Annotated in this window: 26 protein-coding genes, 1 other RNA gene and 1 pseudogene; 10 read left to right on the top strand and 18 right to left on the bottom strand. The window is 52.7% G+C overall.

Going from position 1 to position 25651, the window contains the following annotated elements; all coding sequences use genetic code 11:
- Nucleotides 1-14 precede the first annotated feature (14 nt).
- Complete coding sequence (locus SD71_RS04405) at nt 15-842, bottom strand: pseudouridine synthase (RefSeq protein WP_041060195.1); 828 nt, start codon at nt 840-842, stop codon at nt 15-17.
- Nucleotides 843-1046: 204 nt separating this feature from the next.
- Between SD71_RS04405 and SD71_RS04400 the strand changes: the two genes are divergently transcribed.
- Together SD71_RS04400 and SD71_RS04395 are read left to right on the top strand one after the other, a co-directional pair.
- Entirely contained in the window at nt 1047-1484 is a 438-nt protein-coding gene (locus tag SD71_RS04400; RefSeq protein WP_235426988.1) for a thioredoxin family protein, read from the top strand.
- Nucleotides 1484-1945, top strand: a complete 462-nt coding sequence (locus SD71_RS04395; RefSeq protein WP_041060188.1) for a PCYCGC motif-containing (lipo)protein — start codon at nt 1484-1486, stop codon at nt 1943-1945. Before SD71_RS04400 ends, SD71_RS04395 begins: the two co-directional genes overlap by 1 nt.
- 56 nt (nt 1946-2001) lie before the next feature.
- Here the strand turns inward: SD71_RS04395 and SD71_RS04390 are convergent, their stop codons facing one another.
- The 7 genes from SD71_RS04390 to SD71_RS04360 form a co-directional block, all read right to left on the bottom strand.
- Nucleotides 2002-2436, bottom strand: a complete 435-nt coding sequence (locus SD71_RS04390) for a DUF309 domain-containing protein (protein ID WP_235426987.1) — start codon at nt 2434-2436, stop codon at nt 2002-2004.
- A 1-nt stretch (nt 2437) separates the two neighbouring features.
- The gene (locus tag SD71_RS04385) at nt 2438-3241 is read right to left on the bottom strand and encodes a GTP pyrophosphokinase (RefSeq protein ID WP_041060185.1); all 804 of its coding nucleotides are present in this window, start codon (nt 3239-3241) and stop codon (nt 2438-2440) included.
- A gap of 10 nt (nt 3242-3251) precedes the next feature.
- On the bottom strand, nt 3252-4346 hold the full coding sequence (locus tag SD71_RS04380; RefSeq protein WP_200889560.1) for a quinone-dependent dihydroorotate dehydrogenase: 1095 nt from the start codon (nt 4344-4346) through the stop codon (nt 3252-3254).
- A gap of 469 nt (nt 4347-4815) precedes the next feature.
- Nucleotides 4816-5136, bottom strand: a complete 321-nt coding sequence (locus tag SD71_RS04375) for a L,D-transpeptidase (RefSeq protein ID WP_041060181.1) — start codon at nt 5134-5136, stop codon at nt 4816-4818.
- A 17-nt stretch (nt 5137-5153) separates the two neighbouring features.
- On the bottom strand, nt 5154-6170 hold the full coding sequence (locus SD71_RS04370) for a hypothetical protein (RefSeq protein WP_041060178.1): 1017 nt from the start codon (nt 6168-6170) through the stop codon (nt 5154-5156).
- 119 nt (nt 6171-6289) lie between these two features.
- Entirely contained in the window at nt 6290-6526 is a 237-nt protein-coding gene (locus SD71_RS04365; RefSeq protein ID WP_041060176.1) for a ferredoxin, read from the bottom strand.
- A gap of 124 nt (nt 6527-6650) precedes the next feature.
- Nucleotides 6651-7934, bottom strand: coding sequence for a DNA polymerase IV (locus tag SD71_RS04360; RefSeq protein ID WP_082034033.1), 1284 nt, complete (start codon nt 7932-7934; stop codon nt 6651-6653).
- A 135-nt stretch (nt 7935-8069) separates the two neighbouring features.
- Between SD71_RS04360 and cimA the strand changes: the two are divergent.
- Nucleotides 8070-9683: pseudogene (cimA, locus tag SD71_RS04355) on the top strand (citramalate synthase).
- 71 nt (nt 9684-9754) lie between these two features.
- Here cimA and SD71_RS04350 read toward each other — a convergent pair.
- Nucleotides 9755-10324, bottom strand: a complete 570-nt coding sequence (locus SD71_RS04350; protein WP_041060172.1) for a TlpA family protein disulfide reductase — start codon at nt 10322-10324, stop codon at nt 9755-9757.
- 192 nt (nt 10325-10516) lie between these two features.
- On the opposite strand from SD71_RS04350, the gene SD71_RS04345 reads away from it, so the two are divergent.
- Nucleotides 10517-11824 carry an MFS transporter gene (locus SD71_RS04345; protein WP_041060170.1) on the top strand — a complete coding sequence of 436 codons (1308 nt, stop codon included), beginning with the start codon at nt 10517-10519 and terminating at the stop codon, nt 11822-11824.
- Between the two features lie 67 nt (nt 11825-11891).
- Entirely contained in the window at nt 11892-12329 is a 438-nt protein-coding gene (locus SD71_RS04340; protein ID WP_041060168.1) for a M67 family metallopeptidase, read from the top strand.
- On the opposite strand, the gene SD71_RS04335 is transcribed toward SD71_RS04340, so the two are convergent.
- Genes SD71_RS04335 through SD71_RS04325 form a run of 3 tightly spaced genes read right to left on the bottom strand, consistent with a single transcriptional unit; the run spans nt 12326 to nt 15523 of the window.
- The gene (locus SD71_RS04335) at nt 12326-13069 is read right to left on the bottom strand and encodes an exonuclease domain-containing protein (protein WP_041060166.1); all 744 of its coding nucleotides are present in this window, start codon (nt 13067-13069) and stop codon (nt 12326-12328) included. The two genes, SD71_RS04340 and SD71_RS04335, sit on opposite strands and share 4 nt — an antisense overlap.
- Before the next feature lie 5 nt (nt 13070-13074).
- Nucleotides 13075-14115, bottom strand: coding sequence for a DUF294 nucleotidyltransferase-like domain-containing protein (locus SD71_RS04330; RefSeq protein WP_041060164.1), 1041 nt, complete (start codon nt 14113-14115; stop codon nt 13075-13077).
- A gap of 43 nt (nt 14116-14158) precedes the next feature.
- Entirely contained in the window at nt 14159-15523 is a 1365-nt protein-coding gene (locus SD71_RS04325; RefSeq protein WP_041060162.1) for an ammonium transporter, read from the bottom strand.
- 251 nt (nt 15524-15774) lie between these two features.
- Between SD71_RS04325 and SD71_RS04320 the strand changes: the two genes are divergently transcribed.
- Both SD71_RS04320 and SD71_RS04315 read left to right on the top strand, forming a co-directional pair.
- Nucleotides 15775-16230, top strand: coding sequence for a MerR family transcriptional regulator (locus SD71_RS04320; RefSeq protein WP_235426986.1), 456 nt, complete (start codon nt 15775-15777; stop codon nt 16228-16230).
- Between the two features lie 41 nt (nt 16231-16271).
- Complete coding sequence (locus SD71_RS04315) at nt 16272-16961, top strand: zinc metallopeptidase (protein ID WP_200889553.1); 690 nt, start codon at nt 16272-16274, stop codon at nt 16959-16961.
- A gap of 100 nt (nt 16962-17061) precedes the next feature.
- On the opposite strand, the gene SD71_RS04310 is transcribed toward SD71_RS04315, so the two are convergent.
- Nucleotides 17062-17967: a LysR family transcriptional regulator gene (locus SD71_RS04310; RefSeq protein WP_041060160.1), complete on the bottom strand. Its 906-nt coding sequence runs from the start codon at nt 17965-17967 to the stop codon at nt 17062-17064.
- Nucleotides 17968-18079: 112 nt separating this feature from the next.
- Between SD71_RS04310 and tpx the strand changes: the two genes are divergently transcribed.
- Nucleotides 18080-18592: a thiol peroxidase gene (gene tpx / locus SD71_RS04305; RefSeq protein ID WP_041060156.1), complete on the top strand. Its 513-nt coding sequence runs from the start codon at nt 18080-18082 to the stop codon at nt 18590-18592.
- Nucleotides 18593-18653: 61 nt separating this feature from the next.
- On the opposite strand, the gene SD71_RS04300 is transcribed toward tpx, so the two are convergent.
- The 4 genes from SD71_RS04300 to SD71_RS04290 form a co-directional block, all read right to left on the bottom strand.
- Nucleotides 18654-19037 (bottom strand): DUF1499 domain-containing protein, encoded by a 384-nt coding sequence (locus SD71_RS04300; RefSeq protein ID WP_041060153.1) that lies wholly within the window; start codon nt 19035-19037, stop codon nt 18654-18656.
- 82 nt (nt 19038-19119) lie between these two features.
- A non-coding RNA gene (gene ssrS, locus SD71_RS22860) (6S RNA) lies at nt 19120-19302 on the bottom strand.
- 37 nt (nt 19303-19339) lie between these two features.
- Nucleotides 19340-20098, bottom strand: coding sequence for a YesL family protein (locus tag SD71_RS04295; RefSeq protein WP_041060150.1), 759 nt, complete (start codon nt 20096-20098; stop codon nt 19340-19342).
- Between the two features lie 36 nt (nt 20099-20134).
- Nucleotides 20135-21781, bottom strand: a complete 1647-nt coding sequence (locus tag SD71_RS04290) for a DEAD/DEAH box helicase (RefSeq protein ID WP_041060146.1) — start codon at nt 21779-21781, stop codon at nt 20135-20137.
- Nucleotides 21782-21969: 188 nt separating this feature from the next.
- Between SD71_RS04290 and SD71_RS04285 the strand changes: the two genes are divergently transcribed.
- Both SD71_RS04285 and SD71_RS04280 read left to right on the top strand, forming a co-directional pair.
- Nucleotides 21970-22803: a YitT family protein gene (locus tag SD71_RS04285; RefSeq protein ID WP_052475935.1), complete on the top strand. Its 834-nt coding sequence runs from the start codon at nt 21970-21972 to the stop codon at nt 22801-22803.
- Between the two features lie 160 nt (nt 22804-22963).
- Nucleotides 22964-24124 (top strand): putative glycoside hydrolase, encoded by a 1161-nt coding sequence (locus SD71_RS04280; protein WP_041060143.1) that lies wholly within the window; start codon nt 22964-22966, stop codon nt 24122-24124.
- A gap of 575 nt (nt 24125-24699) precedes the next feature.
- Here SD71_RS04280 and SD71_RS04275 read toward each other — a convergent pair.
- Nucleotides 24700-25650, bottom strand: coding sequence for an ABC transporter permease (locus SD71_RS04275; protein WP_041060141.1), 951 nt, complete (start codon nt 25648-25650; stop codon nt 24700-24702).
- Between the last annotated feature and the right edge of the window lies 1 nt (nt 25651).

The raw sequence follows: 25651 nt of genomic DNA, 5'->3' as shown, positions 1-25651 counted from the left end.
GTGCCTCCCATTTCTCATTCCTTGCGGTAAGTACGCAGGCTTTCCAATTCCCCGCTTGTGAGCTCCCGCCACTGACCCGGCTCCAGCGCCGGATCCAACACGAGAGGACCCATAGAGATTCGACGCAAATACAGCACCTTTTTACCGACCGCCTCAAACATGCGCTTCACTTGATGGAATTTGCCTTCGTGAATGGTCAGCTCTATCCAGCTGAGCGGCCCGTCGATGGAGTTTGTTTGGCTGCAGCTGACAAGCGCCTTTGCATCTTCCATTTCCGCCTCATAGACGCCCGCTTCAAGCTTTTCCTTGAGAGAACTGCCCGCCAGTACTTTCAATTCGGCGGGAAGGGTTACATAACTATCGTCCAAAGTCACGCCTTGCCGAAACGACTCATAATCGGCTTCTCCCACGTCTCCCGCGACCAGCGAGCGGTACGTTTTGGGCACATGCTTTCGCGGAGACAGCAGCTCGTGCGCCAGCTTGCCGTCATTCGTGAGCAGCAGCAAGCCTTCCGTGTCTTTATCGAGCCGTCCCACCGGAAAAGGTGACAGCACCGTCACTTCCGGATCCAACAAATCGAGCACGGTGCGATCACGGTTATCTTCCGTCGCGGACACGACGCCGGCAGGCTTATGAAGCATGACGTAAACGGTATCCCTGTAAACGATCCGTTCTCCGCTGAGCATAACTTGATCTTGTTCGGGATGAATCTGCATGCCCGGATCCTTGGCTCTCTGTCCGTTTACCGACACTGCCCCTTGCCGCACCAGGCTCTTGATGCCGCTTCGCGTTCCATAGCCTAGATTGCCCAGCATCTTGTCCAGCCGTATCGTCGTTTTCATCTATATCCCTTCTCCCGCAGTTTCGTATAAATGCCGGCACCCCGGTTTCACCTGTAAACCTTATCTTGTATAATCTAAGAGAGATAGGGACGCTTGTCCACGCTTTTCGCAAAATTTACGGTTAGATGGGAGTATTGCCGATGAACGCGAAGAAATTGTACATTTTTTTTTGGAATCCTTGTCGTACTTATCGCTGGATTAGTGTTGTTAAACAGCCTTCAGAAAAATACGGTCTACGGAAAACCTGCCGATGATTTATACCCTGCTACCAAAGAAATCTTAAATGATCCGAATTACGATAAAATCATATTACCCGAGCAGCTGCTGGAGAAGCTCGACAATAAGGAAAGCTTCTTCGTGTACTATTTTGCCTCGGACTGCCCGCACTGCAAGAGGACAACCCCGCAGATCAAACCTATCGCAGATGATCTCGGCATCAATATGCATCAGTTCAATCTTCTTGAGTTCGATGAGTATTTCGGTAAAATGAACATCGACGGTACGCCGACTTTGGTCTATTACAAAGAGGGTGTGGAGAGCGATCGGATGAGCGGCGGCATTGCTCAAGCCGGGACGAGCGGGTATAGTCCGGAGAATTTCAAAGCGTTCTTCGAGAAGCATAAACCGGAGGGGAACGATTGATGAAGGCCAAATGGCTGCTTGCTCTGCCGGCATCCGTGCTGGCGTGCGGCATAGCGCTTGCTGCCTGCGGAGGCGGCGGATCCGATGCTCACGGAGGACCGGAAAGGCACGGCAACGAGAATTGGGAGCGTGAAGCTTCTCTTGCGGTAATGCCCTCTTTCCTGGATAAATATGCTTCCCGCACGAAGCATCTGTATTCCATCGTCGGCGAGTATCAGGATATTATGAAGTCAGTGAACTGCTATTGCGGTTGTATGGAATATGAGAGCGATGCCCACCAATCTCTGCTCCGCTGTTATGTGGCAAGCCAAAATGCAGACGGCGTAGTGTGGACAGACCACAGCGGCCACTGCGGCATTTGTACCGAGGAATTAGCTAAAATCGAGCAGTGGAGCAAAGAAGGCAAAACGCCTGATGAAATCCGACAGCTGATCGATGACAACTTCAAACCGGACGTTTAAAGAACAAGCGGAACGCGGGAGTGCCTCTCGCCGTTCCGCTTTTTTGCGGGTTTAACTTAGCCCTGACTCCCGATGAACCGCGATACCGCTTTCCTCAGCCGGTCGTCGACGACCTTCAATTCAAAAGCGTGGAACGGCACGTCCTGCGTGCTTGCTTTCAGCCGCTGCAGCGAAATGTCGAGATCGCGGCACAATGCGGCCAAATCCAATCCCAGCAGCAGATCCCCGTACCTGCCCAGCTTCTGCCTCGATGCTGTCATCAGCTTGACTGCGCCTGACAGGTTGCCGTTGTTCCAATGGTGCAATCCGACGGCAGCCTGCAACAGCCCTTGAAGCAGCGGGCTTCGCCCTTCCTCCAGCCACAGCTCCTCCATCACTTCATGGCATTCGAAATAGTCCCGGTCACCGTTAAAATGTGCGATAAACGCGAGATAACGCGGGTCGCCCGCCATCGCCGCCAGGGCGTCGGCATTACGCAGCCGGTCGGCCATGTCAGGTGGCACCATCCTTAGCGGCACGCGTAAGAGCTCCTTGAATTTCCAAGGACAGCTCCCTTAAACTCCACATGTCGTTCTGCTCCCAAAGCTCGTTAAATCTCAGTTGAAACTGTGCCGCCTCGCGAATACGGCGGAAAAAGTAAAGCTCTTGAATCATGTTCAGCACCTTGCGTACGATGACGGAGCTTTCTTCAAAATCCTGCTGCGCATGCACGATCTCCTGCCGGATGCTCGACATTTCGTTATCGAGCTGGAATGCGGCCTCGGACGCTTTGCGCAGACGATCCCTGACATGCGGCGGCAGCTGGTCACGATATTTGTAATTCAAAGAGTGTTCGATTGTCGCCCAGAAATTCATCGCCAACGTGCGGATTTGAATTTCAGCCAACACCGGCATGGAGCCGAGCGCAGTCTGCACCGGATACTCCACAATAAGATGGTAGCTGCGATATCCGCTCTCTTTGAAGTTCGTAATGTAGTCCTTCTCGTATACAAGCACCAGATCTTTACGGTGGCGAATCAGTTCCGCTACCCGATGAATATCGTCCACGAACTGGCACATGATGCGGATTCCCGCTATATCCTCGATATCGGTATCGATCCGGTCCATGGGTACGGACAGCCTGCGCGCTTTGTCAAGAATGCTCGAAATCCGCTTGACACGGCCTGTCACAAATTCAATCGGCGCATATTCATCCCTTGCTTTGAGCTCGGAACGCAGCGCCTTAAACTTCACTTTCAGCTCTTCCACCGCTTGTTCATAAGGAAGCAGGAACTTCCCCCAATCCCTTCCGTCCATGGAATTCCTCCTAACGATGATCCGCGCCGACCGCTTGCGATATTCGGGTGAACCCATCTTGCTGTAATCTCGACTTCAAGCCGCGGTGTATCTCTTTCATCAGACCCGGGCCCCGATAAATGAGCGCCGTATACACTTCCACGAGGTTGGCGCCCGCGCGGATTTTATCATAGGCATCATCCGCCGAGAAGATGCCGCCGGAGCCGATGATCGGGAGCTTGCCGCGGGTCATTGCATAAAGCGTGCGAATGACTTCCGTAGAACGGCTCGTCAACGGGCGGCCGCTTAAGCCGCCGGTTTGCCCGGCGTCCGGGTGCTTCAGCCCTTCCCGGCTTATCGTTGTATTGGTAGCAATGATACCGGACATTCCGCTTTGCGAAATGACTTCCGCTATATAAGAGAGCTGTTCCTCGGTATTGTCGGGAGCGATCTTCACGAGGATCGGCTTCGGCATGTCTCCATGCTTGTCCGCCTGCTCGGACATTTCCTCTTTTACTGCGTCGAGGAGCGTCCGCAGCTCGTCGCCATGCTGCAGGGCGCGTAAATCGGGCGTGTTGGGCGAGCTGATGTTGACCACAAAGAAATCTCCGTAGGGATACAGCTTCTGCAGGCAAGCGCGATAGTCATCGGCAGCTTCAGCGTTGGATGTCGCCTTATTTTTCCCAATATTCACTGCGATAGGAATTCGGTGCCGGCCAGCCTTGCCAAGCCGTTCGGCCATGGCCTCCGCTCCCTCATTATTGAAGCCCATACGGTTGATCAAAGCCTCATCCTCAGGCAGACGAAACAGCCGCGGAAGCTCGTTGCCGGGCTGCGCTTTCGGCGTGATCGTACCGACTTCCATGAAAGACAGACCGATCCTGGATAGACCTGTCACCGCCCTTGCATTCTTATCCAAACCGGCGGCCAGTCCCACGGGATGATTGAAATGAAAACCGAATAGATCGACAGCCAGCTCCTGGCTGTACGGGGTGCCCCATAGAGCGGAGAGAATCGCAGGCATGCCGGGAACGCGCGCCGCGGCGCCCAAGCCGTCGACGATGAGATGATGAGCCTTTTCCGGATCCATACGGAACAGGAAGGGCTTCGCCATTTTGTACAACAAACCGTTCAACATCCTTTCCATGCTGCGAGCAACCGGTAGATGCCGCACAGTTCGAACCAGTAACAGTGTAGCCTTTTCAAGCCGAAAAGAAAAGGGAGTAACGCCCCTTCAACAGCCATTGCTTGTCTAGTATTTTGAGCCGAAAACGATTACAATGGACTCATATAAGACGAATCAAATGATGAAAGGTTGATTATGATGAGCACAGCCAAAAAGAAACCACCCGCCATACAGCGCAACAAGCAAAAAGACCAAGTGAACAAGAAGGCGCTGATCTGGATCGGAGTGGCTTTGGAGTGATCGTCGCGGTTATGGCGACGCTGCTGACCTTGAGAGTATAACAGCCGCCGCGCTCTCGTGCTCTATGTTAACCAGTCGTATACTTTCCCGGGGTTTGTCTCGTCCTGTGCAGCCGGAAGCCGGAAGCGTTCCGGAGGCGTGCGCAGCTGTACGGGCAAACCCCCTTTTGCTATTTTAACGGTTGTTCCCGCAGGATGAGGTCGTACAGCTCTTCCAAGTCCTCTTGCAGCATTCGGATACAGCCGAGAGATTCATCCGTACCGATGCTGTCAGGTTCATCCGTACCGTGAATGGCGTAACGGCTGTCCGACAAAGCGAGGCCGCGGCTGCCGAATACGCCGTCGGACCTGCCGTTCGGATTGCGCACCTTCTCGCTGATCACGAAGCTTCCTTCCGGCGTTCTGTCCCCGCCTAATCCCACCTTATAGTTTCTCAGCAGCACGTTCCCGCTGACCACGGCCAGCCGGTGATTGGATTTATCGACGATCACAGTCAGCGGCTGCTCGGTTATTTCGCCGATGAGGCTGCCGGTGTGCCGCCGCCTTCGGCCGGTCCCGAGCTGCTAGGCCACCCGGCGTTTGCACTCGGTTTCCTCTCTTTGACGGTCTTCAACTCATGGAACCAAGCGGTCATCGCTTCCGTCCATCCGGCCATCGTGTTGCGGGGATAGGCTCCGGCCAAGGACTCAGGAGTGTCCGTCCACTTCCCGGTGCGCTGACGGTAACGAAGCATTGCCGAACTAAGCAGCAGCTTTTCCTCCTGTAAAGGCTTCCATCCTCGCATACCGGTTTGTACCGCTTTCGATTCGTGCGGGATACATACACACCATTTCGGATCGTACCACATGATTTCAGCTTTGCTCTCATCGCCTTCTCGCGTTAGAGACGCGACCGGCTTTCCGCTTTTTATCCAATCCGTCCACTTGCCGACCTTCGGAGATCGTACAACGAGCACGCGCTGCGACGGATTATATCCGGTGAGAAACTCCTTCAATTGCTTTCTGCCGTCACCGTCCAGTTCGGATATCCCTGCGATGACGTCTGGCGCTCCGATCCCATACTCGGGAGTTTTCGGCTGTATGGCGCCGGATGTCCTTACGATGGATATGGTCTTGCCTGTCGACTGCCCTCGTTCATCCGCAACAGCTCCAGCTCCTCCTTCTGCGGGACTGAAATTTTCGAAAAGCAGAATGGCAAGACCCGCGAGAGCCAGAATCAGTGCCGATCCGATAAACCACCCGGCTCCTCGGGATTTACGGGATCTGCGCACTTCAGACCGCTCATCGGGCAGCTTCGGAGCAGGCTTGTCCTCGAAAGCTTCATAGATCTCCCCCGCCTGCCCGAAGCAATAAGCCGCCTTGGCTTGCTGCCCTTGCCCCTCATACTGCTTGCCCAGCAAATACCACGCCATTCGGCTGTCTTCATGTTTAAGGAGGTGCTCCTTGAGCGGCAGCGCATCGTCAACATTGGGAACGCTGTCATAAAAATGCCGGATCTGTTGCTCGATTCTGGAATCCTTGTCCACGCCGTCACCTCCGAATAAAAAATACCCCTATTTCTTATTATCGGAACAACGGCTTCTCCTTTCAATAAAAAAAAACCCTCCCTGGCGCTCTGCCCGGGAAAGGGTTGCTGAAACATCCGTTACATATTAAAAGGACTGTCGGCCACTTTAATGGAGTCGGTCGGACAACCGTCAGACGCATCCTGCAGATCGTCATAAAGATCTTCGGGGATTTCGGTGTTGCCGTGGTTGCCGTCTGCTTTAAAAATTACTTCGGCAAGGCCTTCATCGTCATAATCATAAATATCGGGTGCTGTCGCACCGCATGCTCCGCATGCGATGCAAGTGTCTTTATCTACGTAAGTAAACTTAGCCATGAGCGATTACCCTCCTAGGTTCATTCCATCATATACGATAGTATTAGTCCACTACATTTCAATATAATACAAAACCATGCGCAGATCAAACGAAAATGCAGATCATATCGATCGTGATCGGTTCTTAATAATCGTTCTCATCGCCGGTCGACGCCTCACGCAGAAAGTCTTTTTGCAGCGATGTGCCCCGCGCTTTCTTATTCCGGATGAGCGAAGAAGGGTCGTCACCCAGCATTCCTGCGGTCAAAACGGCGTTCTCGCCGTATTTGTCCCGCAGCCGATCCATGGCCGTTACGAGTCGGTCCCGTTTAGGCTTCTGCTCGTAGGAGAATAAATCGAGCTGTACGGGTGTCTCCTCTTTGGGCGCCAGCGACTGAAGGATGATTCCCAGCAGGCGAACGGGATTTCCCGCCTTCCAGTGAGTATCCATAAGCCTGCAGGCAGTTTCATACACTTCTTCGAGGCTGTCGGTTGGAACTTTCAGCGTGGATGCTCTCGTAATGGTGCGCATGTCCGGATCCCGTATCGAGATCTGCACGGTCGAACATACCATCCTTCGGTGACGCATACGCCTTGTCGTCTGGTCGGCCAGATTAAGCAGCACCCGGCGATATTGCTCCCTTCCGGTCAGATCCGCCGGAAGGGTCGTCGTGTGGCCGATCGATTTCGGATCTTCGGCGAGCGGTTCGACGGGAGCGTCGTCCAAGCCGTTCGCGGCTTGCTTCATCCACGCTCCATAAACACCGAAGCGCTCCGTCAATACCCGTTCATCCGCGGCAGCCAGTTCACCTATGGTGCGAATGTTAAGCCTTAGTAGTTTATCCGCCGTTTTGGAGCCGACTCCGTACAAAGTTTGGCAAGGCTTGCCCCAGAGCAGCGCCGGCACCTCGCGTCTGCGCAGTACAGTGACGGCGTTCGGCTTACGCATGTCGGAGGCCATTTTGGCGAGCAGCTTATTGGGGGCAACTCCGATGGAACAGGGCAGGGTCAGCTCTTCAAGCACGCGCCTGCGGATCGTCTCCGCAATCTCCAGCGGTGTGCCGAATTGTGAACTCCCCGTGATATCGAGGAAGCATTCATCGATGGACACCGCCTCTATTAACGGCGTGTAGTTGCCGGCAATTCGCATAAATCCCCTGCTGTATTTACGATAAAGGTCAAAATCGGGTGAGATAACAATCAACTCTGGACAAGCCTTCATCGCTTGGTGGACCGTCATTCCCGTACGCACCCCGCGGGCCCGCGCCTCATAAGAGCTGGTAACGACGATCCCCTTGCGCAGTTCGACGCTTCCGGCCACGGCGGTAGGCTTGCCGCGGTACAGCTCCGGCTGCTCGGCGGCGTGAACGGAGCAGTAAAAAGCGTTCATGTCGATATGAAGTATGATTCTGCGCTTGCTCTCGCTCACGTGCCCACCTCCTATAGTCGCACTCTATTATACCAAACCGGGCAGCAGCCGGCAGAAGAACATACTCAACATTTCGGGATAGCCATGCTATAATAGTTTCACCTGTTTTTTCGAAGGAGGCATCCCGCTTCAACCATGTCGAAATCTATAGTTATCTTCGATACAACGCTGCGTGACGGCACGCAAGGCGAAGGCATCAGCCTTACCGCAGAGGACAAAGTAAAAAATTGCGCTCAAGCTCGACGCTTTGGGCGTCCATTATATTGAAGGAGGCAATCCGGGAAGCAACAGCAAGGATATCGAGTTTTTCCGCAGAATCCGTGAACTGAAGCTGCGCTCCAAGTTGACGGCGTTCGGGAGCACCCGCCGCAAGAACAGCTCCTGCGAACAAGACGTCAATCTGAAGCATCTCATTGAATCGGGCGCCCAGGCCGCGACTCTCGTCGGCAAGACTTGGGATTTTCACGTTCATACCGCGTTGCAGACGACGCTGGACGAGAATTTGGCGATGATTTACGAATCGCTTGCCTTCGTGAAGAATAGCGGCATGGAGGCTTTGTTCGATGCGGAGCATTTCTTTGACGGCTACAAAGCGAATCCCGAGTATGCTTTAGCCGCGTTGTACAAGGCGAAGGAAGCAGGCGCCGGGTGGATCGTGCTTTGCGACACCAACGGCGGCACGCTTCCGGGCGAGATCAGCGAGATTGTCTCCCGTGTCGTCTCCGTCATTGACGCGCCGATCGGCATTCACGCGCACAACGACTGCGAGCTGGCCGTGGCGAATACGCTGGCCGCGATTTCCGCCGGCGCCCGCCAGGTGCAAGGAACGATCAATGGCTACGGCGAGCGCTGCGGCAACGCGAATTTGTGCTCCATCCTCCCCAATCTTCAACTGAAAATGGGCTACTCCTGCGTGACGGATGATCAGCTCAAGATGTTGACCAACGCCGCTCGGTATGTGAGCGAGATTGCGAATGTACATTTGGCGGTTAACCAGCCGTACGTGGCAGCGCCGCATTCGCGCATAAAGGCGGCATACACGTCTCGGCCATCATGAAAGATTCCAAAACATACGAACACATTTCGCCGGAGCTGGTCGGCAACAAGCAACGAGTGCTCGTATCCGAACTGGCCGGACAAAGCAATATTCTGTCCAAGGCTCAGGAGATGGGGCTGAATATTCATGCAGACAGTATGAAATCCCGCAGCGTGATCGACCGGATCAAGGAGCTGGAGCATCAGGGTTATCAGTTCGAAGGCGCCGACGCTTCTTTGGAGCTTCTGCTCCGGGACGCTTATGGAGATTCGACGGAAGTCTTCACTGTCGATTCCGTTAAAATCATGGTTGAGAAAACCGCAGGCGCCGTGGTGACGGAAGCGATCGTGAAAATTACGGTCGGCGGCGAGCAAGTGTACACGGTAGCTGAAGGTAACGGTCCTGTGAACGCGCTGGACAACGCCCTTCGGAAAGCGCTGGAGCCGTTTTATCCCGGCATCAGCGATATCCACCTTACCGACTACAAAGTGCGCGTGCTGGACGAGAAAGATACGACCGCGGCCAAAGTTCGCGTGCTGATCGAATCGACGGACTTCAAAGACACATGGAGCACGGTCGGCGTATCCTCGAACGTCATTGCGGCCAGCTGGGAAGCTTTGGTTGACAGCATTCGATACGCGCTGCTTGGCATGGCAAAGAATGACACGATCAAAGCAATGAATCGTGAAACCTTGGGCTTGGTGAATCACTAAGCGCGCGAATTTGGACAAGGCTTCGGATGCTCGATGGGTGCCATCGGTTTCCGAAGCCTTTTTTCGCGTCGTTACAACAGTTCCTGCAAATACTTTTGCCACTGCTCCCGGGAAATCACGCCATCGATTCTTTGCCGAATGACTCCGTCCATGTCCACAATGAAGCTCGTCGGATAAGCGTAAACCTTATACGCCTCACCCGCCTTGCCCTTCGCATCCGTAAGCACCGGGAACACAAATTTCTGCTCCTTCACGAAAAGTTTGGCATCTCGGACATTATCGAAGTTCGTCGCATTCACCGCATATAGATCCAGTTTATCCTTATACTTGTCGTAAATATCCCTCAAGTCAGGCGCCTCTAACTCGCAAGGACCGCACCACGCCGCCCAGAAATTGATGATCAGAACCTTATCCCGCTTGCCCTCGACCTTGTATGACGATGAGCCGTCCAGCGATGACAGATTCAAAGCGGGCGCCAGGGAGCCTTTTTTCGGTGCGGCCGCCCGGTTATCATCCGCAGGAGAGCCGGTAACTTCAGCTCCCGGTTTATTCTCGGCGGCATTCCGGTTCGTTCCATTCCACACCAGAACACCTGCAACCGCAATCAAGACAAAGATCAGAATCAGCACATTTCTATTCAAGTCTATCCTCACTCTTTCCGCGTTGTCATATTACCTTCATCTTAACGCAATTTTGCCTGTCGTTCCAACTAACCTTAGCCGAGGACAGCCGCAGCGGAACAGGACATTGGGACTAATGGTGAATACAGCCTTGTGCCCGGGGGCAAATTATTGCTGTTCTATTCCGGCATTTCGCCCACAAGGAGGAGCAGCATGTCCGCCACAACAACGAACGACAATCAAAGGTCCAGGGCCCGCTTCAGAACCGACACGGCCTCCGAAGACGCTCACGCGAACAAATCCAAGTCGCGGACCGGTCCGAAAGGCGGACGTAAAAGTAAAGCGTGGGAGTACACCGCCCTGGCAACCGTGCCGTTGGTGCTCGTATTGGGGAACTCGATGCTCGTTCCGATCCTTCCCACGATGCAAAGTGCGATGGATATAACCCGTTTCCAGAGCAGCCTTGTCATCACCTTATTTTCCGTGGCGGCAGCGATTATCATTCCGATTGCCGGATATTTGTCAGACCGATTCGGGCGCAAATCCGTCATGATACCGGCATTGATCATTTATGGCGGTGCGGGGATATTGGCGGGTTTCGGCGCGTTATGGGAATCATACGGGACTCTGATTACCGCTCGAGCCATACAAGGCATAGGTGCGGCGGGCACGGCTCCGATCGCAATGGCCCTTGTCGGCGACCTATATAAGAAGGGCACGGAAAGCCAGGCGCTTGGACTGATCGAAGCCGCTAACGGCTCCGGGAAAGTTGTGAGCCCTATACTCGGCGCCCTCTTTGCTCTAATCGTATGGTATGCGCCTTTCTTCGCGTTCCCCGTGTTCTGTGTGTTGTCTCTGCTGGCCGTCATATTCCTACTCAAAGAACCCGAACGCCAGGAACCCAAGAATGTGAAAGGCTACATCAAGGATGTTCGCAAGGTTTTTGCGAAACACGGAAGATGGATGATTGCCTCGTTTTTCGTCGGATCCCTCGCGCTGTTCATCTTGTTCGGTGTTCTTTTCTACCTGTCCGATATTCTGGAGAAGCCTCCCCACTCAATTGACGGAGTCCGCAAAGGGCTCATCCTCGCCATTCCTCTGCTGGGAATGGTAACTACCGCGTACATTACCGGCAGCGTCATACGGAAGAACGGCGTACTCATGCGCTTGCTCATGAATATCGGTCTCTCGATGATGGTCGTGGCGCTGGGACTGGCGATCTGGTTCAATAACAACTTGATCGGGTTCATCACATTGCTGACATTCAGCAGCATCGGCACCGGTATGGTGCTTCCTTGTCTGAACACGATGATTACAGGCGCCGTGGAGAAAACGGAGAGAGGCATGATCACGTCGTTGTACAGCAGCTTGCGATTTTTCGGTGTCGCATTCGGTCCGCCTTTGTTCGGCTGGATGATGGGGATCTCGGATGAAACGGTGTTCATTACCGTATCGATTTTATCGTTAATCGCGTTGTGCTTGGTATTTTTCCTGGTGAAACCGGACAAGCAAGTTCAGTAACGTTGTCTGGCCTTCCGAAATCCCGCATACTGGAACAGTAACAGCAGCGGGACGGAGGAGCGTCAGAATGAGCGAAATACGGAGAGTATCCTATTTACCGTGTGTGGAAGCCGATCTGATTGACGTTTGCCGTTCACGGCTGCCGAATGAGACGTGCGGCGTGATTTACGGCGCGATCGTTAACGACACGGTTATCGCCGAAGGGTTTGCAGTCGTTCGCAACGCCGCTCCAAACCCTTCCCATGCGTTTTTCTTCCACCCTGAGGAATGGATCGGCATTTTTTATGAAGCAGAAAAAAACCAACGAAGCATCGTCGGTATTTTTCATTCACACCCCGATGGCGGCGTCGAGCCGAGCGCGGAAGACGGACGCGCATGGACTCCATGGGGTACATATTGGGTTGTAAGCCTGGCTGGAGAGAGAGGCGCCGTTACCGCTTACCGCAAGGACTCGCGCCGGCAGTGGGTCCGTTTGTCGGCACAGCGGGATGAGTCTAACGGCTAATGTCTGCTTAAATAAGCGTACAGCTCTCCCAAAGTCATCATTTGCCTCGACGTAATGATCTCCAGAAATTTGAAATACAAAGCCGCAGTCATTAAAGAATCGTGAAGCGCATGGTGGCGCTGGGTGACCGCCACTTCGTATCGCTCAAGAACCTCGTCCAATCCATATTGCGAGGCCTTAGGCTCCAGCCATTTGGCAATCATCATCGTGTCGAGCATCCGATGGGTGAGACCCACTTTCGACGTACGCCACAGAGCTGCGTTGAGGAACTGTTTGTCGTGAGCGCTCCCGTGCGCAATGAGTACCCTTTTACCCGCAAAATCCAGGAAATCGTGCAAACCTTTCATTAAATCCGCGGCATTTTCAACCATATCATTCGTAATTCCGGTTAGTTCCGTGATGTGCGGCGGCACCGCTCTTTTCGGATTCACCAATCGATAGAACGGTTCCGCCTCCTGCAAACGGTCACCCCGAATTAACACAGCGCCGATAGACAGAATTTCATCTCCGTTGTAAGCATTAAAACCCGTTGTCTCCAGATCGAATACTACGGCTTCCATATCCGACAGCGGCAGCTCCAATGAGCTTTCCTTGCGCTGCTCCCTGGACATGGAACGGATGAACGCCATTTGCTGCGCGTTGGAGGAACCGAGCATGGACGCAATCGCCGGAGTGAATCCCCCCATCTTATACAGATTCCACATTCGCCCCATTCCGTTCGGGGCTTTGGGCTCTTTCATTCCTGTCACCTCCCGCCGAAGCGGTGCTTCATCTCCCCTTGCAGCTTCGATTGGATTTTTCGGCCTGCTTTAAGCGACTCTTTAAGGGATACCGTCAGCTCTCTGCCAAGCTGCGCCGGAATTATTTTGCCGATCAAACGCATTTTGAGCACGAAGGCGAACGCCTGTCTCGCCTCCTCCGCCTCTTCGGAACTCAAAGCGCGTGCCTGCTGCAGTTTTTCAATTCTCTCCAGGGTGCCTGTCGCCCGGATACCCTCCCTTACAGCTAATAAACGGAAAGCGTTAACCATAGGAATGTAGGCTCCATATTTGATATCCACGGTTCCGGCATCCGATCCGTATCTCTCAGGCAGCAATTGCCCGAAGAATCCAACCAGAACTTTATGACGAAGCGTATTTTCCAGCATTCGCCCCGCAATCGACGGATGATTAGCAAGCTCGTTGTAAAAATGCTCCTGAAGCTGCGCGGCCAAGCCGGTATCGCCGGTAACCGCCCGGGCGTCCGCCGTAATTAAAAGATACCGCACACTCTCCCAGCTCGGGTCGGCAAACCAGCCGTCCAATTTGTTTCGCCATTCGTCTAAGGTCATTCGCCAGTCCGCATTGGAGGAAAGAACCTTGCCCTCGCACAGCGGGTAACCCAGGAACAGAAGAGAGTCCACTACAGCTTCCGAGAATTGAGTAAAATAGGTCCGGGATCGTTCGGCGGTGCCCGCGTCTAAGGAGTCGGCGTAAACAAGCCCGCTGTCTTGGTCGCTGTGCATCGTCTGTTCCGACCGGCCTCCGCTGCCGAACAGCAAATACGCATAAGGCACGGGAGGAGCCCCGTGCCCCTTCCGTGCCAAGTCGTTTTCCGCCAGATGCACAGCTTTGCTTATAATGCCGTCGTGTAGCTTATTTAAGCGATTCACCAGCAGCGGGGAGTCCGAGGAGTGCAGTTCCTCCTCCAACTTCTGCTGTTCCGCAATTCTTATCGATTTCAGCTGTTCAAGATCTTGGCAGCCGGCTATACGCCGCAGCCTGTTCTCCGACTCAAAATCCGGCATATCGGGGTTGCCCTCCTTTGAACATGCGGGGCAAGCCGCTTGATTATGCCGACATGCCCGTCTTTTTCATCTGCTCCGGATACCCGTAGCTTCCGTGCTCGCTCAAGTCCAGCCCGATAATTTCCTGCTCTTCGGTGACACGAAGACCGAACATCCGCTTGACGATCCACAGCACCCCGAAGGCCGCAGCGAATGCGAATGCGCCGCAAACGACGACGGATTCGAATTGCACCCACAGCTGCTGAGCACCGCCGCCGTAAAACAAACCGGGTTGGCCGATGCCGACTTTGGTCACTAATTCCTCCGTTGCAAAGAAACCATTCGCCAACGTGCCCCAGACTCCTGCCGCCCCATGCACCGACAGAGCATAAATCGGATCGTCGATTTTCATTTTCTCGAAAAATTTCGCGCTGAAAAAAACGAGAACTCCGGCAATCAGGCCGATGACCACCGCAGCCCATGGATCCACGTAAGCGCATGACGCCGTGATGGCAACGAGACCGGCCAACGCGCCGTTCAGCATGGATGTAATATCCGCCTTGCCGGTCAACATCCAAGCGATCAGCATGGCTGCCACAGCGCCTCCGGCCGCCCCCAGCTGCGTATTAAAAGCGACAAAGCCGAAGAATCCGTCGCCTACCGCCAGCCAGCTGCCCGCGTTAAAACCGAACCAGCCGACCCACAGAAGAAGTACGCCGAGTGCGGTGTACACCTGGTTATGTCCGAGAATTTCATTGACAGAGCCGTCTTTGTTGAACTTGCCGATCCTTGGCTTAAGTAAGATTGTTGCTGCCAGGGCCGCCATAGCGCCGGTGAGGTGAACGACCGTTGAACCTGCAAAGTCTTGAGCGCCGTCTGCCGCCAGCCACCCGCCGCCCCAGATCCAATGAGCGATAACAGGATAAATAACAGCGGAGAATACGACGGTAAAAATCAGATAGACGGATAATTTAGCCCTCTCGGCAAACCCGCCCCATGCGATCGACAAGGACACGGCAGCGAAGGCCAATTGGAACACGAAGAATATGGAGGACGGATAATTCTCGCCTTCGCCTGCCGCTAAGCCGGGCTCGAACAAGAAGCTGCCGATGCCGATGAATTTGTTCAACACTTCTCCTGCATCGCCGCCGAACGTAAAGCCGTAACCGACAGCCCAGTAAACCAAGGAACATAAGCCTACCGTAAAGATTGTCTTACCTGCCACATGACCTGCGTTCTTCATGCGCGTAGAGCCGGTTTCCAGTAAAATAAACCCGCCTTGCATAAGGAGAACCAATACACCCGCCATCATGATCCATAATGCATTAAGCCCCATGTTAAGTTGAGCGGCCGAAGGATCTTCCGCGAACGCCATGGTCGGGAACAGGATCAGAAGCGCACCCACGGCTATTAAAGTCTTTTTAATCACTACAACCACTCCTCTAATGTTATATTTCCTCACATATTAAGAAAGACTTATTGTCATTATAGTCAGGTACGAAGAATTTGACAACAAAAAACGATCCTAAACTGTAAAATTTATATTAACCTAACACATACATAACACGAGATTTATCTATTTTAATTAAAATGAAAGCATCACGTTTGACTGTATGGTTCGGCATGAGTATGATAAAGGTAGGATTTATAGAGCATAGAGATGAAAGAAAGGTGAGATCGGTGGCAAAGGGATCCCTGAATGGGCCGCGACTGTACCGGATCGGCGAGCTTGCCGATTTGGCCGGTGTGAGCCCTCGAACCATTGATTATTACACGGGACTCGGGCTGTTGGCGCCGGCCAAACGTTCTACCGGAAATTACCGGCTGTATGACGATGAAACCTTAAGCCGAATTCGCCGTATAGAAATATTGAAAGCTCAAAAGTTCTCCCTGGAAGAAATCCAGGAGCAGCTGTCCTCATGGGACAGGGTCACACACGACCAGGAGATTAGCCGGAAGCTTACCGAGCTGCAGAGTCATTTGACCCAGCTGGAGCGCGAAGTCAAGGAACTCGAGCCGGTGCTGGATCAGCTGAAGCCCCAACAAGCCAAGCGGCTGTTCCGGGCGCTCACTCCCCAGACGGCGGCATGCGTGGAAGCGCTGCTTCTGCTTTTGAGCAAAAGTAATTTGATGTAAATAAGAAGACAAATTTATTTCACTATATGGAGGAAATGAAAATGCCTATTTGGTTTCACCCTATGGACTTACTGATCATTCCTGCTTTCTTCCTTGCCTTGTGGGCTCAGTTTCGGGTGAAAGGCACGTTTAACCGTTGGTCGGAGGTACGGACGATGAGCGGTATGACCGGCTATGACGCAGCTCGCAGAATGCTCGACCGTAACGGGCTGCAGGATGTTCCGATTGAACCGGTGCCCGGCGTTCTCAGCGACCACTATGATCCGATACACAGGGTTGTACGTTTGTCCGAACCGGTCTATTATGAAAATTCCATCTCAGCGGTTTCCGTTGCCTGTCATGAGGTCGGTCACGCCATTCAGCATGCTCAAAGCTACTCGATGCTGGTATTGCGGCATCGCATGTTCCCAGTGGTGCGTTTCGCCTCAGGAGCGGCTCCGTTTCTGCTGATTGCAGGTTTTATATTCCAAGCCGCAAACTTGATTCTGGCCGGCGTCATTTTCTTCGCGGCAGCCGTAGCTTTCCAGCTCGTCACGCTGCCCGTAGAGTTCAATGCCAGCTCTCGCGCACGCAATCTCATGATCGCGGAAGGCTTCATTACGAATGACGAAGAACGCGGCGTAGCCAAAGTATTGAATGCCGCAGCATTGACGTATGTTGCCGCAGCCCTTATCTCGCTTCTCGAGCTGATCAAGTACATCATGATCTTCACGAGCAGCAGGGACGAATAACGGATGAAATACGAAACCCGCCGGAGCATGAAGCTCCGGCGGGTTTTTTGTTTGCTGATGCGGGAGTTAAGGTACTGAGGCCCCTAGCGGCATCCCGGTCTCATCGGGTTTTGTATTGGTTTTTAAAGAATTCCAGCAAGAAACTGTGGAACATTTGCACGACCATCGCCGGCTTCTTCTCCCCTGCGCGTCTGATCAGACCGATTGTCCGGGTCACATGCGGTTCCGTCACTTTAACGGATGCCGGCATCATAGAGCTGGTCTGGAAAAGCGCCATCTCCGGCAGGAGACTCACTCCCATACCTGCGGCAACCAGGCCGCGAATGGTGTCCGTCTCTTCGCTCTCGAACGCAATTTTCGGTGTAAACCCGGCCTCCTTGCAAGCATCGACGACGAGCATTCGCAGTGAATACCCCGAATTGAACAATACGAAGTTCTCGTCCTTCAGATCGATGAGACGAATGGAATTCTCCAGCGCCAAAGGATGACTCTCCGGCAGTATGGCAAACAACTCTTCGGTGAGGACGACTTCACCGCTCACATTTTCATTCTTGTCCGGGTACGGAGAGATAAAGGCAAGATCCACCTCCGCTTCAATGACATCGCGGATGAGGGAAGCGAACATCCCCTGCCGAAAACGGAACTTAACGTTCGGGTGGAGCTTGCGGAACGCCGCAACCGCCTGCGGAACCAGGTGAATGCCCAGACTATGCGGGAAGCCGAGACGAATTTCGCCGACCTCCGGATCCAGAAATTCTTGAATCTCCATGACAGAACGATCCAGATCGGATAATATCGCTTCCGCACGCCTCAGAAATAACTGCCCGATCGGTGTGAGCTGGACGTTTCTTCCTTTTTGCATAAAGAGCCTGACGCCCAGTTCTTCTTCCAGCCGGTGAATTTGCCTGCTGACCGCCGATTGGGCGACATGCAGCGCCTCCGCCGCCTTAGTAACATGCTGTAGCTTAGCTACTTGAACAAAATATTGCAGCTGCCGCAGTTCCAATATGATAGCCCCTTCCGTGCCCTCTTCCGTCGATTTCAGCGATTGGACAAGGGTCTTCGCTAAAGATTATAATGAATAGGTTAAGTCTTATCAATGAAGGAGGAACAAATTCATGTCCCAAGAACGTCAAGCAGCATTGAAAGGGAACCCCATCACTCTGGTTGGGCCAGAGCTCAAACCCGGAGATTCGGCACCTGATTTTACTCTCAACAAGAACTTGCTCGAAACTTCTTCACTCAAAGACTTCGCAGGCAAAGTGAAACTGATCAGTGTCGTTCCCTCGATCGATACCGGCGTTTGCGATGCGCAAACCCGCCGTTTCAATGAAGAGGCGTCCAAGCTGGGCGATAATGTCGTCATCATAACCGTAAGTGCGGATCTGCCAATGGCTCAAGCCCGCTGGTGCGCAGCTGCCGGCGTAGATCGTGTCGTATTGCTCTCCGACTACAAAGAGAACAGCTTCGGCAAGGCTTACGGCGTATTCATCAAGGAAGTGCACCTTGACATGAGAGCCATCTTCGTACTGGATACCAACGATAAAATCACTTATGTAGAAGTACTTAAGGAAATGACCGAACATCCGGATTATGAATCGGCTATTTCGGCGGCTAAGCAGCTAATTTAATTTGCAAGAGCTACAAAAAAAGCGAGTAAGGCAGCCGCCTTGCTCGCTTTTTGACATTTATTCAGGATTTGTAGGAAGCAAGCTTCCGATCCAAAATACTATAAATTTCCTGGATGATCCGGTAGTTCGCGCCCAGATCTCCGAGAGATCCGCGGGAGGCCGAATAGATGTCGATGGCCGTACTGCCCGGTGATTCGCTGACGATCTGAATGGTGATATCCATCGTGCGGCCGGAAATTGTTTTTTTCTCCATTACAATTTCGCCAACCGTCGGCACTTCATGCAATACCCGGTACCCTTGCATTTTCTTCAAGATCGAGGTTACTTCTTCCCATGCCCGGTCTCTTGTAAGCCGATAATAATGAGACTTCAGCTTGGGATCTTTCGCTTTGTCACTCGTATGTTCGTGGCTGCGGATTAATCCGACCAGCACTCGCTTCAGCAATGCTCTCTCTCCCTCCGGGTGCCATTCGCGCTACCAATAATCTTACCACGCTTGACCCGGGGATTAAAGGGTAAGTAAACAAAAAAAACCCGCTTATGCCGTTCGACGTGCATGTTTCTGAACCTGCTTTAGCAGGTGGGTGCCCGCAGCCAAGCTTTTGACGTCCCTTTTCGGGGGCATGTCAGCCGGTTGGCAATATAAAGCTCCCTTGAAACAAACATTGGTTCAAAACAATAAAACGCCGTCACGTACATCGCAGGAATAGTTTAATTATAAGCAGACTGAGCGTAAAAGTAAATCATCTAAGTCTGGATATGCTGGTTGTCTTTACCTTCGTCCGTTGCATCTTCGGCATTTGCCTCATCTGCAGCGTCTTTAAGCAGCATCATCTTCTGGATGATCAGATTAAAGTTGTAGAAAGTGTACACTGCGATCATGCTTCCGAAGAAAAACGGGATGAGAAACGGGAACTTCACGCTTAGAAACAGTACGGCTGCTACCCCGACGGCCATCATAAGAGAACGAACGGGACGGCCGATTGTCAAAATGAGCGCATTCTTCAGCAGCTGCGCTGTCTTCATATGAAAATGAGACAGCAGAGAGAAAAAATGCAGCAGTGAGATCAACATCAGCAGCATCAACGCCAGAAACAGGTAAGCGATCACTTGAAACTGCGTGATTTGCTTCCAATACACTTGAAAGTCGATGATCAGTATCGCGAACAATGCGGCATACAAAATTCCGCCGATCATCGCCTGCAGGAAATTCTGCTTGTAGCTTTTGAAGAATGTCCGAAGCAGCGGCACGTCCGTGTCCCCAAGCACCCATTTCCGGGCGACCGAGAACATAGCCGAGGTCGCCGGAAATAAAGTAAAAGGTGCTAGTATTGCCAGTATGACCGTTGTCGCTTGCCACTGAGCAACGGCTCCTGGAATAAACAAGGTGAACACGAGCAGCCAAAACGGCAGAGAGGTGAACAGCCACAAAAGGTTCGTGACCGACAGTCTCATAATCCATTCGGACAGCCGGTAAAAGCCGCCCATCAATCCCCGCATTTCCATGGGGTATATGTCCTCCCTGATGGAGTCGAGTAATATTTAGATGTTCACGTAGTCTTCGCTCTGGGAACGGCTGTTTCTTCCCTCATCGCGGCGCTCGTTACGCCCCCCGCGATTGCCCTCGCGATAGCTGTCATCGCGTGATGTTGTGCTGCTGGTGCTGCTGCTGCCTCGGGGTCCGCCATTATACGGTTTCCGTTGCTGCCCGCCATAAGTCGAACCGCCGCGAGAATCCGAGCGGCCTTGTCCCTGGCGATAAGCTCCGCCGGTTTGACCGCTGCCGCCGCCATATCTGCGCCCGCCGCTTCCGTAACCGCCGCCTCCGCCGGGACCGCGATTGCCGTCGAACTTCCGTCTCTTCGAGCGAATCGGATCTTCAGGCGTAAGGGCTACGTTAACGTCTTTCTTGTCTCCAGTGAGCAGCTTCATTGCCGCCGCAAGCAGTTGGACGGAATCGTATTGCTCCAACAGCTGCATAGCCACCCATTTGTATTCGGTGACGTCCTCTTCGCTCTTGATGACCTCCATCACTCGCTCGGCCATCAGCTTCTGCTTGCCTTCCATCGCTTCGGATATGGTAGGCAGAGCCTTCTTGGCGATACGGTGGCGTGTAACCTTCTCGATCAAATGCAGGTGATCCGTTTCACGCGGAGTAACGAACGTCCAGGACGTTCCTTCTTTACCCGCGCGGCCCGTCCGGCCGATCCGGTGCACATAGCTTTCCGGATCCTGCGGCAAGTCGAAGTTGATAACGTGTGTTACGCCGGATACATCCAAACCGCGCGCCGCTACGTCCGTCGCCACCAATACATCGATGCTTCCGTCACGGAACTTGCGCATAACGGTGTCGCGCTGGTTCTGCGACAGGTCGCCATGCAGTCCGTCGACGGCATAGCCGCGCTTCATCAACGCTTCCGACAACTCCGCTACGCGGCGCTTCGTACGGCCGAAAATGATTGCAAGCTCAGGAGGCTCCATGTCCAGCAAACGGCACAGGCCGTCGAATTTCATCCGTTCCTGCACTTCAATGTAGAATTGTTGGATCGAAGGCGCACTGACTTGCTTAGGAATAACGGAGATATGTTCCGGATTCCTCAAAAATTTCTGCGCAAGCTTCTGGATGTTCGCCGGCATGGTCGCCGAGAACAGCAATGTCTGGCGTTCATCGGGAACAAGGCTCAGGATGGATTGGATATCTTCCATAAAGCCCATGTCCAGCATTTCGTCCGCTTCATCCAATACAACGGTGCGAACATCGTCAAGCTTGATGGTCTTGCGGTTAATGTGGTCCAGCAAACGACCGGGTGTTCCGATAATGATCTGCGGCTTCCGTCTCAATGACCGGATTTGACGTGAGATGTCTTGACCGCCATATATAGCCAAGGAACGAAGTCCCTTGAAACGTCCAAGCTTCTCGATTTCTTCAGCCACCTGAATGGCCAGCTCGCGTGTTGGCGCCATGATTAACGCCACGATACGATCTTCCTTAGCGTCAATGTTACTGATCAGGGGAATACCGAACGCGGCGGTTTTACCTGTACCAGTCTGCGCTTGACCGATCATATCCTTGCCTGCGATGGCGACAGGAATCGCTTTCGCTTGGATTGGCGTCGCCTCTTCAAACCCCATCTCCGATATGGCTTGAAGTACGTCGGGCTCCAAACCAAACTCTGCAAATGTACTCAAACTTTTTCAATCTCCTTCTTGTTGGGCCTAGAAAGTACGGCTTCCAAAAAAATAATCAGTTCATTATAGCACAAACCTGTTTGTAAACTCCAGCACAGGGAAAAACGGACCAATTAAGGATGACATCTTTTTCCCATGGGAACGTTAACGTTATACTTGTTCCATGCTGTCAAAAGGAGCGCTATGTGATGAAGAGAATTTCCGCACTCGGACCCGTATTTTTAATGATAATCAGTGCCGCATTAGTCGCCTGCGGCTTCAAGATGCTGCTCATCCCCCAGCAGCTGCTCAGCAGCGGCGTGTCCGGCGTGGCTATGGTCGTCGGATACTTGAGCGGGTGGAATATCGGCTGGTTGTATTTTGCCCTGAATGTTCCGATTCTGCTCTGGGGGTACCGGGCTTTAGGTTTACGTTTCATTGCTCTCAGCATGGTGACGGTTGTGGCGACCACAGTATTTCTGCAATTCATACCCCTGATGGATATCACAAACGATCGATTGCTGGCGGCCGTATTCGGCGGAGTGCTCGTCGGACTCGGCACGGCTGTAACTTTTCGATATGGAGGATCTTCGGGCGGCTTCGACATCCTCGCAGCCATTATTACCCGTTATCGCGACGTTCCTATCGGAATTCTGACAGTCGTCTTGAATACTTTTGTCATTGTTACCTTGGGTGTTATGCAAAAAGACTGGAATGCCGCTCTCTATTCTATGCTCTCCATCTATTTAACGGGAAGAGTGATCGACATGATGCATACCCCCCATCTTAAGGTGACTGCTCTTATTGTGACCAATCAATCGCAGGAGCTCCGCCAACGCCTGATGCAAATCCCGCGCGGGGTTACCATTATCCAAACAACAGGCGCATACACCAGCGAGCAGAGGGATTTGCTCATGACGGTTACCACCCGTTATGAGCTGGCCGAACTGAAAAGATTAGTTAAAGAGATCGATCCGAAAGCTTTCGTTAACATCGTGCCGACGGTCGAAGTCATTGGCTCTTTTCGCCGGCATATGGGTTAGTCATAAATTCATGAATCCTTGGGTGGAGAATACATTAGAAATATAAGAAAAAATTTTATAATGTCCCGGCAAAATTCTACAAAACACTACAAAATACCCGTGTTTGAACCCTCTGTACTCGTTTATAATCTTCTTACAGAGCTTATAGGGAGAGAAAAACATGGATATTATTTTCACGCTGTTCCTGCTTCTTAACTCGGCGATCAGCGGACCGCAGCAAGATGCAAGTTCAATAGGCAAGATGTGGAACAATGCGGCCAACGCGTCCCATCAACAAATCGCAGATTCAGGCAGCGCAGAACAGCAAACCGCTTCCGGCGATCCTCAGAAGGATGCGCCGACGGTTAAAGGTATCTATGTAACGGCATACAGTGCAGGCGGTTCAAGAATGGCGAGTCTCATCGATTTGCTCGATAAAACAGAACTGAATTCCATGGTTATCGACATTAAGGATGACGAAGGCTACATAACATACAAGACGGATAATGAGAAATTGAAGCAACTGGGGCATCCGCAGCCTTTCATCAAGGATATCGGCAAGACGATGGCGACACTGGAACAGCATAAAATTTATCCGATTGCCAGAATCGTGGTATTTAAAGACAGCATTTTGGCCAAAAAACGTCCGGACCTCTCCTTCGTAACTAAGAACGGTTCGGTGTGGCAAAACGGCGGCGGCGACCGATTTGTTAATCCTTACCGCACAGAGGTGTGGGATTACAACATCGAAATTGCCAAAGAGGCCGCTAAGCTAGGCTTTAAGGAAATACAGTTCGACTATGTCCGCTTTCCCGAAGGCTTCGAGAAAAAAGCAAGCTCGCTCAAGTTTACCAAGAATGAACAATCCCGCGTCGACATCGTGTCGGCTTTCGTGGAGCAAGCCAAAAAAGAGCTGTCTCCACTAGGCGTACGGGTATCGGTCGATATTTTCGGTTATGCGGCTTCGGTACCCGCAGCGGAAGGCATCGGTCAAGATTTCGTGAAAATTTCCAAAGGCGTCGACGTCATTTGTCCGATGATTTATCCGAGCCATTACAGCACAGGGTGGTTCAAGCAGAAGGATCCTGACAGAGCCCCTTATGCGACAATCAAAGGCGCAATGGACGACACGCACAAGAAACTTACCCCTCTGGGCGAAGAGAAGCCGATCATCAGGCCTTGGATTCAGGATTTCACGGCAAGCTGGCTCGGCAAAGGCCACTACACGAAGTACGGAGCCGCTCAGGTACAAGCGCAAATCAAAGCCTTGAACGATTCCGGCGTTCAGGAATACCTGCTCTGGAGCGCCGGCAACAAATACACACCAGGCGTGAAATATTAAGCTATCATAACATGAACAAAGGGCTGTCCCAAGCAGATCATCTGCCGGGGTCAGCCCTTTCTTATTCAGACGCGGCCTGTAAGGCGCGCACGACCTGCAAGGTGGGTATACCGCCTTACAGCCTTAATTCGGTTCCAGAAGCAACTATAAGTCCGCTAACCAGCTCCAGCACGCTCGGTAGCCCTGGCAGCCTGTAAGTTCGCAAATCGGCCTTACAGTACAAACTTCAGCTCGCTAAACAGCCTCTAAGTCCGGTAGCCGACCTTAGAGCACAAATTTCATCTCGGCGTACAGCCTGCAAGGCGGCCAAACCGTCTTACAGCGTGAGTTCAGCTCGGCGTACAGCATGTAAGGCGGCCAAACCGCCTTACGCGTCACTTCGGCTCCGCGCGGCGGTGTCTATAAGGCGGCTAAACCGTCTTACAGCGTGAGTTCAGCTCCGTGCGCGGCCTGTAAGGCGGCTAAACCGCCTTACGCGACACTTCGACACTGCGCGGCAGCATTGCATACTGTCCTTCCACAAAAAAGAGGTTCTGCAGTGACACTCCGCAGAACCTCTACATCTAAACATCAGTTTACCGCTTGCCTGAATCGTACGGTTCCCCTACCGCTTTCGGTGCTCGGGAGGTTTTCGAGAAGACGATGAGTGCGATCAAAGTTACAACGTACGGGAATACCTTGAGAATGACCGGTGGAATGACGGCCAGCTCTGGAATGACCTGGGACACATTAGCGACGGTACTTGCAATACCGAAGAACAAGGTTGCCCCAAGAATGCCGAGCGGTCTCCATTGTCCGAAAATGAGGGCTGCCAACGCCAAGAATCCTAAACCCGACACGCTGCCGGTGAATTGACCCGCGTAGGTTAACGTAATAATAGCTCCTCCAAGACCGGCGAAAGCACCCGAGATGATAACGGCGATATACCGCATTCTCTGCACGTTCACGCCGGCGGCTTCCGCAGCGTGCGGATGCTCCCCGCATGCCCTCAAGCGCAGCCCGAACGGCGTCAAGTATAAGATGTAGGCGCTAACTGCTAATACCAGCAAGATTAACCAGGTCGTATCATACGTTTTGGTGAACAGCAATGGCCCTATGACGGGGATATCGGAAAGGTACGGCACATTGTACGGCTGAAAACCGGTCAGCTCGATATTTCCGCTGCCCGTCATGTTCCTCGCTAAAAATATCGTAAGCGCTCCGGCAATCATGTTAATCGCCGTACCGCTAATGACCTGATCCGCGCTTAGGTTAATGCTTGCAAAAGCATGAAGCAGAGAAAATAACGCACCCGCAACTAGAGCGCCGAGTATCCCTAACCACAGCACATAAGGGTTGTCCGGCCACATTTCATTTACTTTGAAAATCACGAATGCACCGGAAAAAGCACCGATGATCATAAGTCCTTCAAGGCCGATGTTAACGACGCCGCTTCGCTCGCTGAACAGTCCGCCGAGCGCCGTAATCAGAAGCGGAATGGTGAAAATAATGGCGTAGGGAGTGATTTGCGTAATCGTTGTCCACATG

It is taken from the genome of Cohnella kolymensis (assembly GCF_000829465.1).
Lineage (GTDB): Bacteria > Bacillota > Bacilli > Paenibacillales > Paenibacillaceae > Cohnella > Cohnella kolymensis.
Note: the sequence above shows the minus strand (reverse complement) of the source record. Positions and strands in the feature narration are given on the sequence as shown.

Coding starts and splice junctions, on each gene's coding strand:
- SD71_RS04395 (WP_041060188.1), top strand. CDS start 1,484: ATGAAGGCCAAATGGCTGCTTGCTCTGCCGGCATCCGTGCTGGCGTGC.
- SD71_RS04330 (WP_041060164.1), bottom strand. CDS start 14,115: ATGCCGGATTTTGAGTCGGAGAACAGGCTGCGGCGTATAGCCGGCTGC.
- SD71_RS04405 (WP_041060195.1), bottom strand. CDS start 842: ATGAAAACGACGATACGGCTGGACAAGATGCTGGGCAATCTAGGCTAT.
- SD71_RS04335 (WP_041060166.1), bottom strand. CDS start 13,069: ATGAAAGAGCCCAAAGCCCCGAACGGAATGGGGCGAATGTGGAATCTG.
- SD71_RS04285 (WP_052475935.1), top strand. CDS start 21,970: ATGAAGAGAATTTCCGCACTCGGACCCGTATTTTTAATGATAATCAGT.
- SD71_RS04390 (WP_235426987.1), bottom strand. CDS start 2,436: ATGGCCGACCGGCTGCGTAATGCCGACGCCCTGGCGGCGATGGCGGGC.
- SD71_RS04385 (WP_041060185.1), bottom strand. CDS start 3,241: ATGGACGGAAGGGATTGGGGGAAGTTCCTGCTTCCTTATGAACAAGCG.
- SD71_RS04340 (WP_041060168.1), top strand. CDS start 11,892: ATGAGCGAAATACGGAGAGTATCCTATTTACCGTGTGTGGAAGCCGAT.
- tpx (WP_041060156.1), top strand. CDS start 18,080: ATGTCCCAAGAACGTCAAGCAGCATTGAAAGGGAACCCCATCACTCTG.
- SD71_RS04345 (WP_041060170.1), top strand. CDS start 10,517: ATGTCCGCCACAACAACGAACGACAATCAAAGGTCCAGGGCCCGCTTC.
- SD71_RS04280 (WP_041060143.1), top strand. CDS start 22,964: ATGGATATTATTTTCACGCTGTTCCTGCTTCTTAACTCGGCGATCAGC.
- SD71_RS04315 (WP_200889553.1), top strand. CDS start 16,272: ATGCCTATTTGGTTTCACCCTATGGACTTACTGATCATTCCTGCTTTC.
- SD71_RS04365 (WP_041060176.1), bottom strand. CDS start 6,526: ATGGCTAAGTTTACTTACGTAGATAAAGACACTTGCATCGCATGCGGA.
- SD71_RS04295 (WP_041060150.1), bottom strand. CDS start 20,098: ATGGAAATGCGGGGATTGATGGGCGGCTTTTACCGGCTGTCCGAATGG.
- SD71_RS04275 (WP_041060141.1), bottom strand. CDS start 25,650: ATGTGGACAACGATTACGCAAATCACTCCCTACGCCATTATTTTCACC.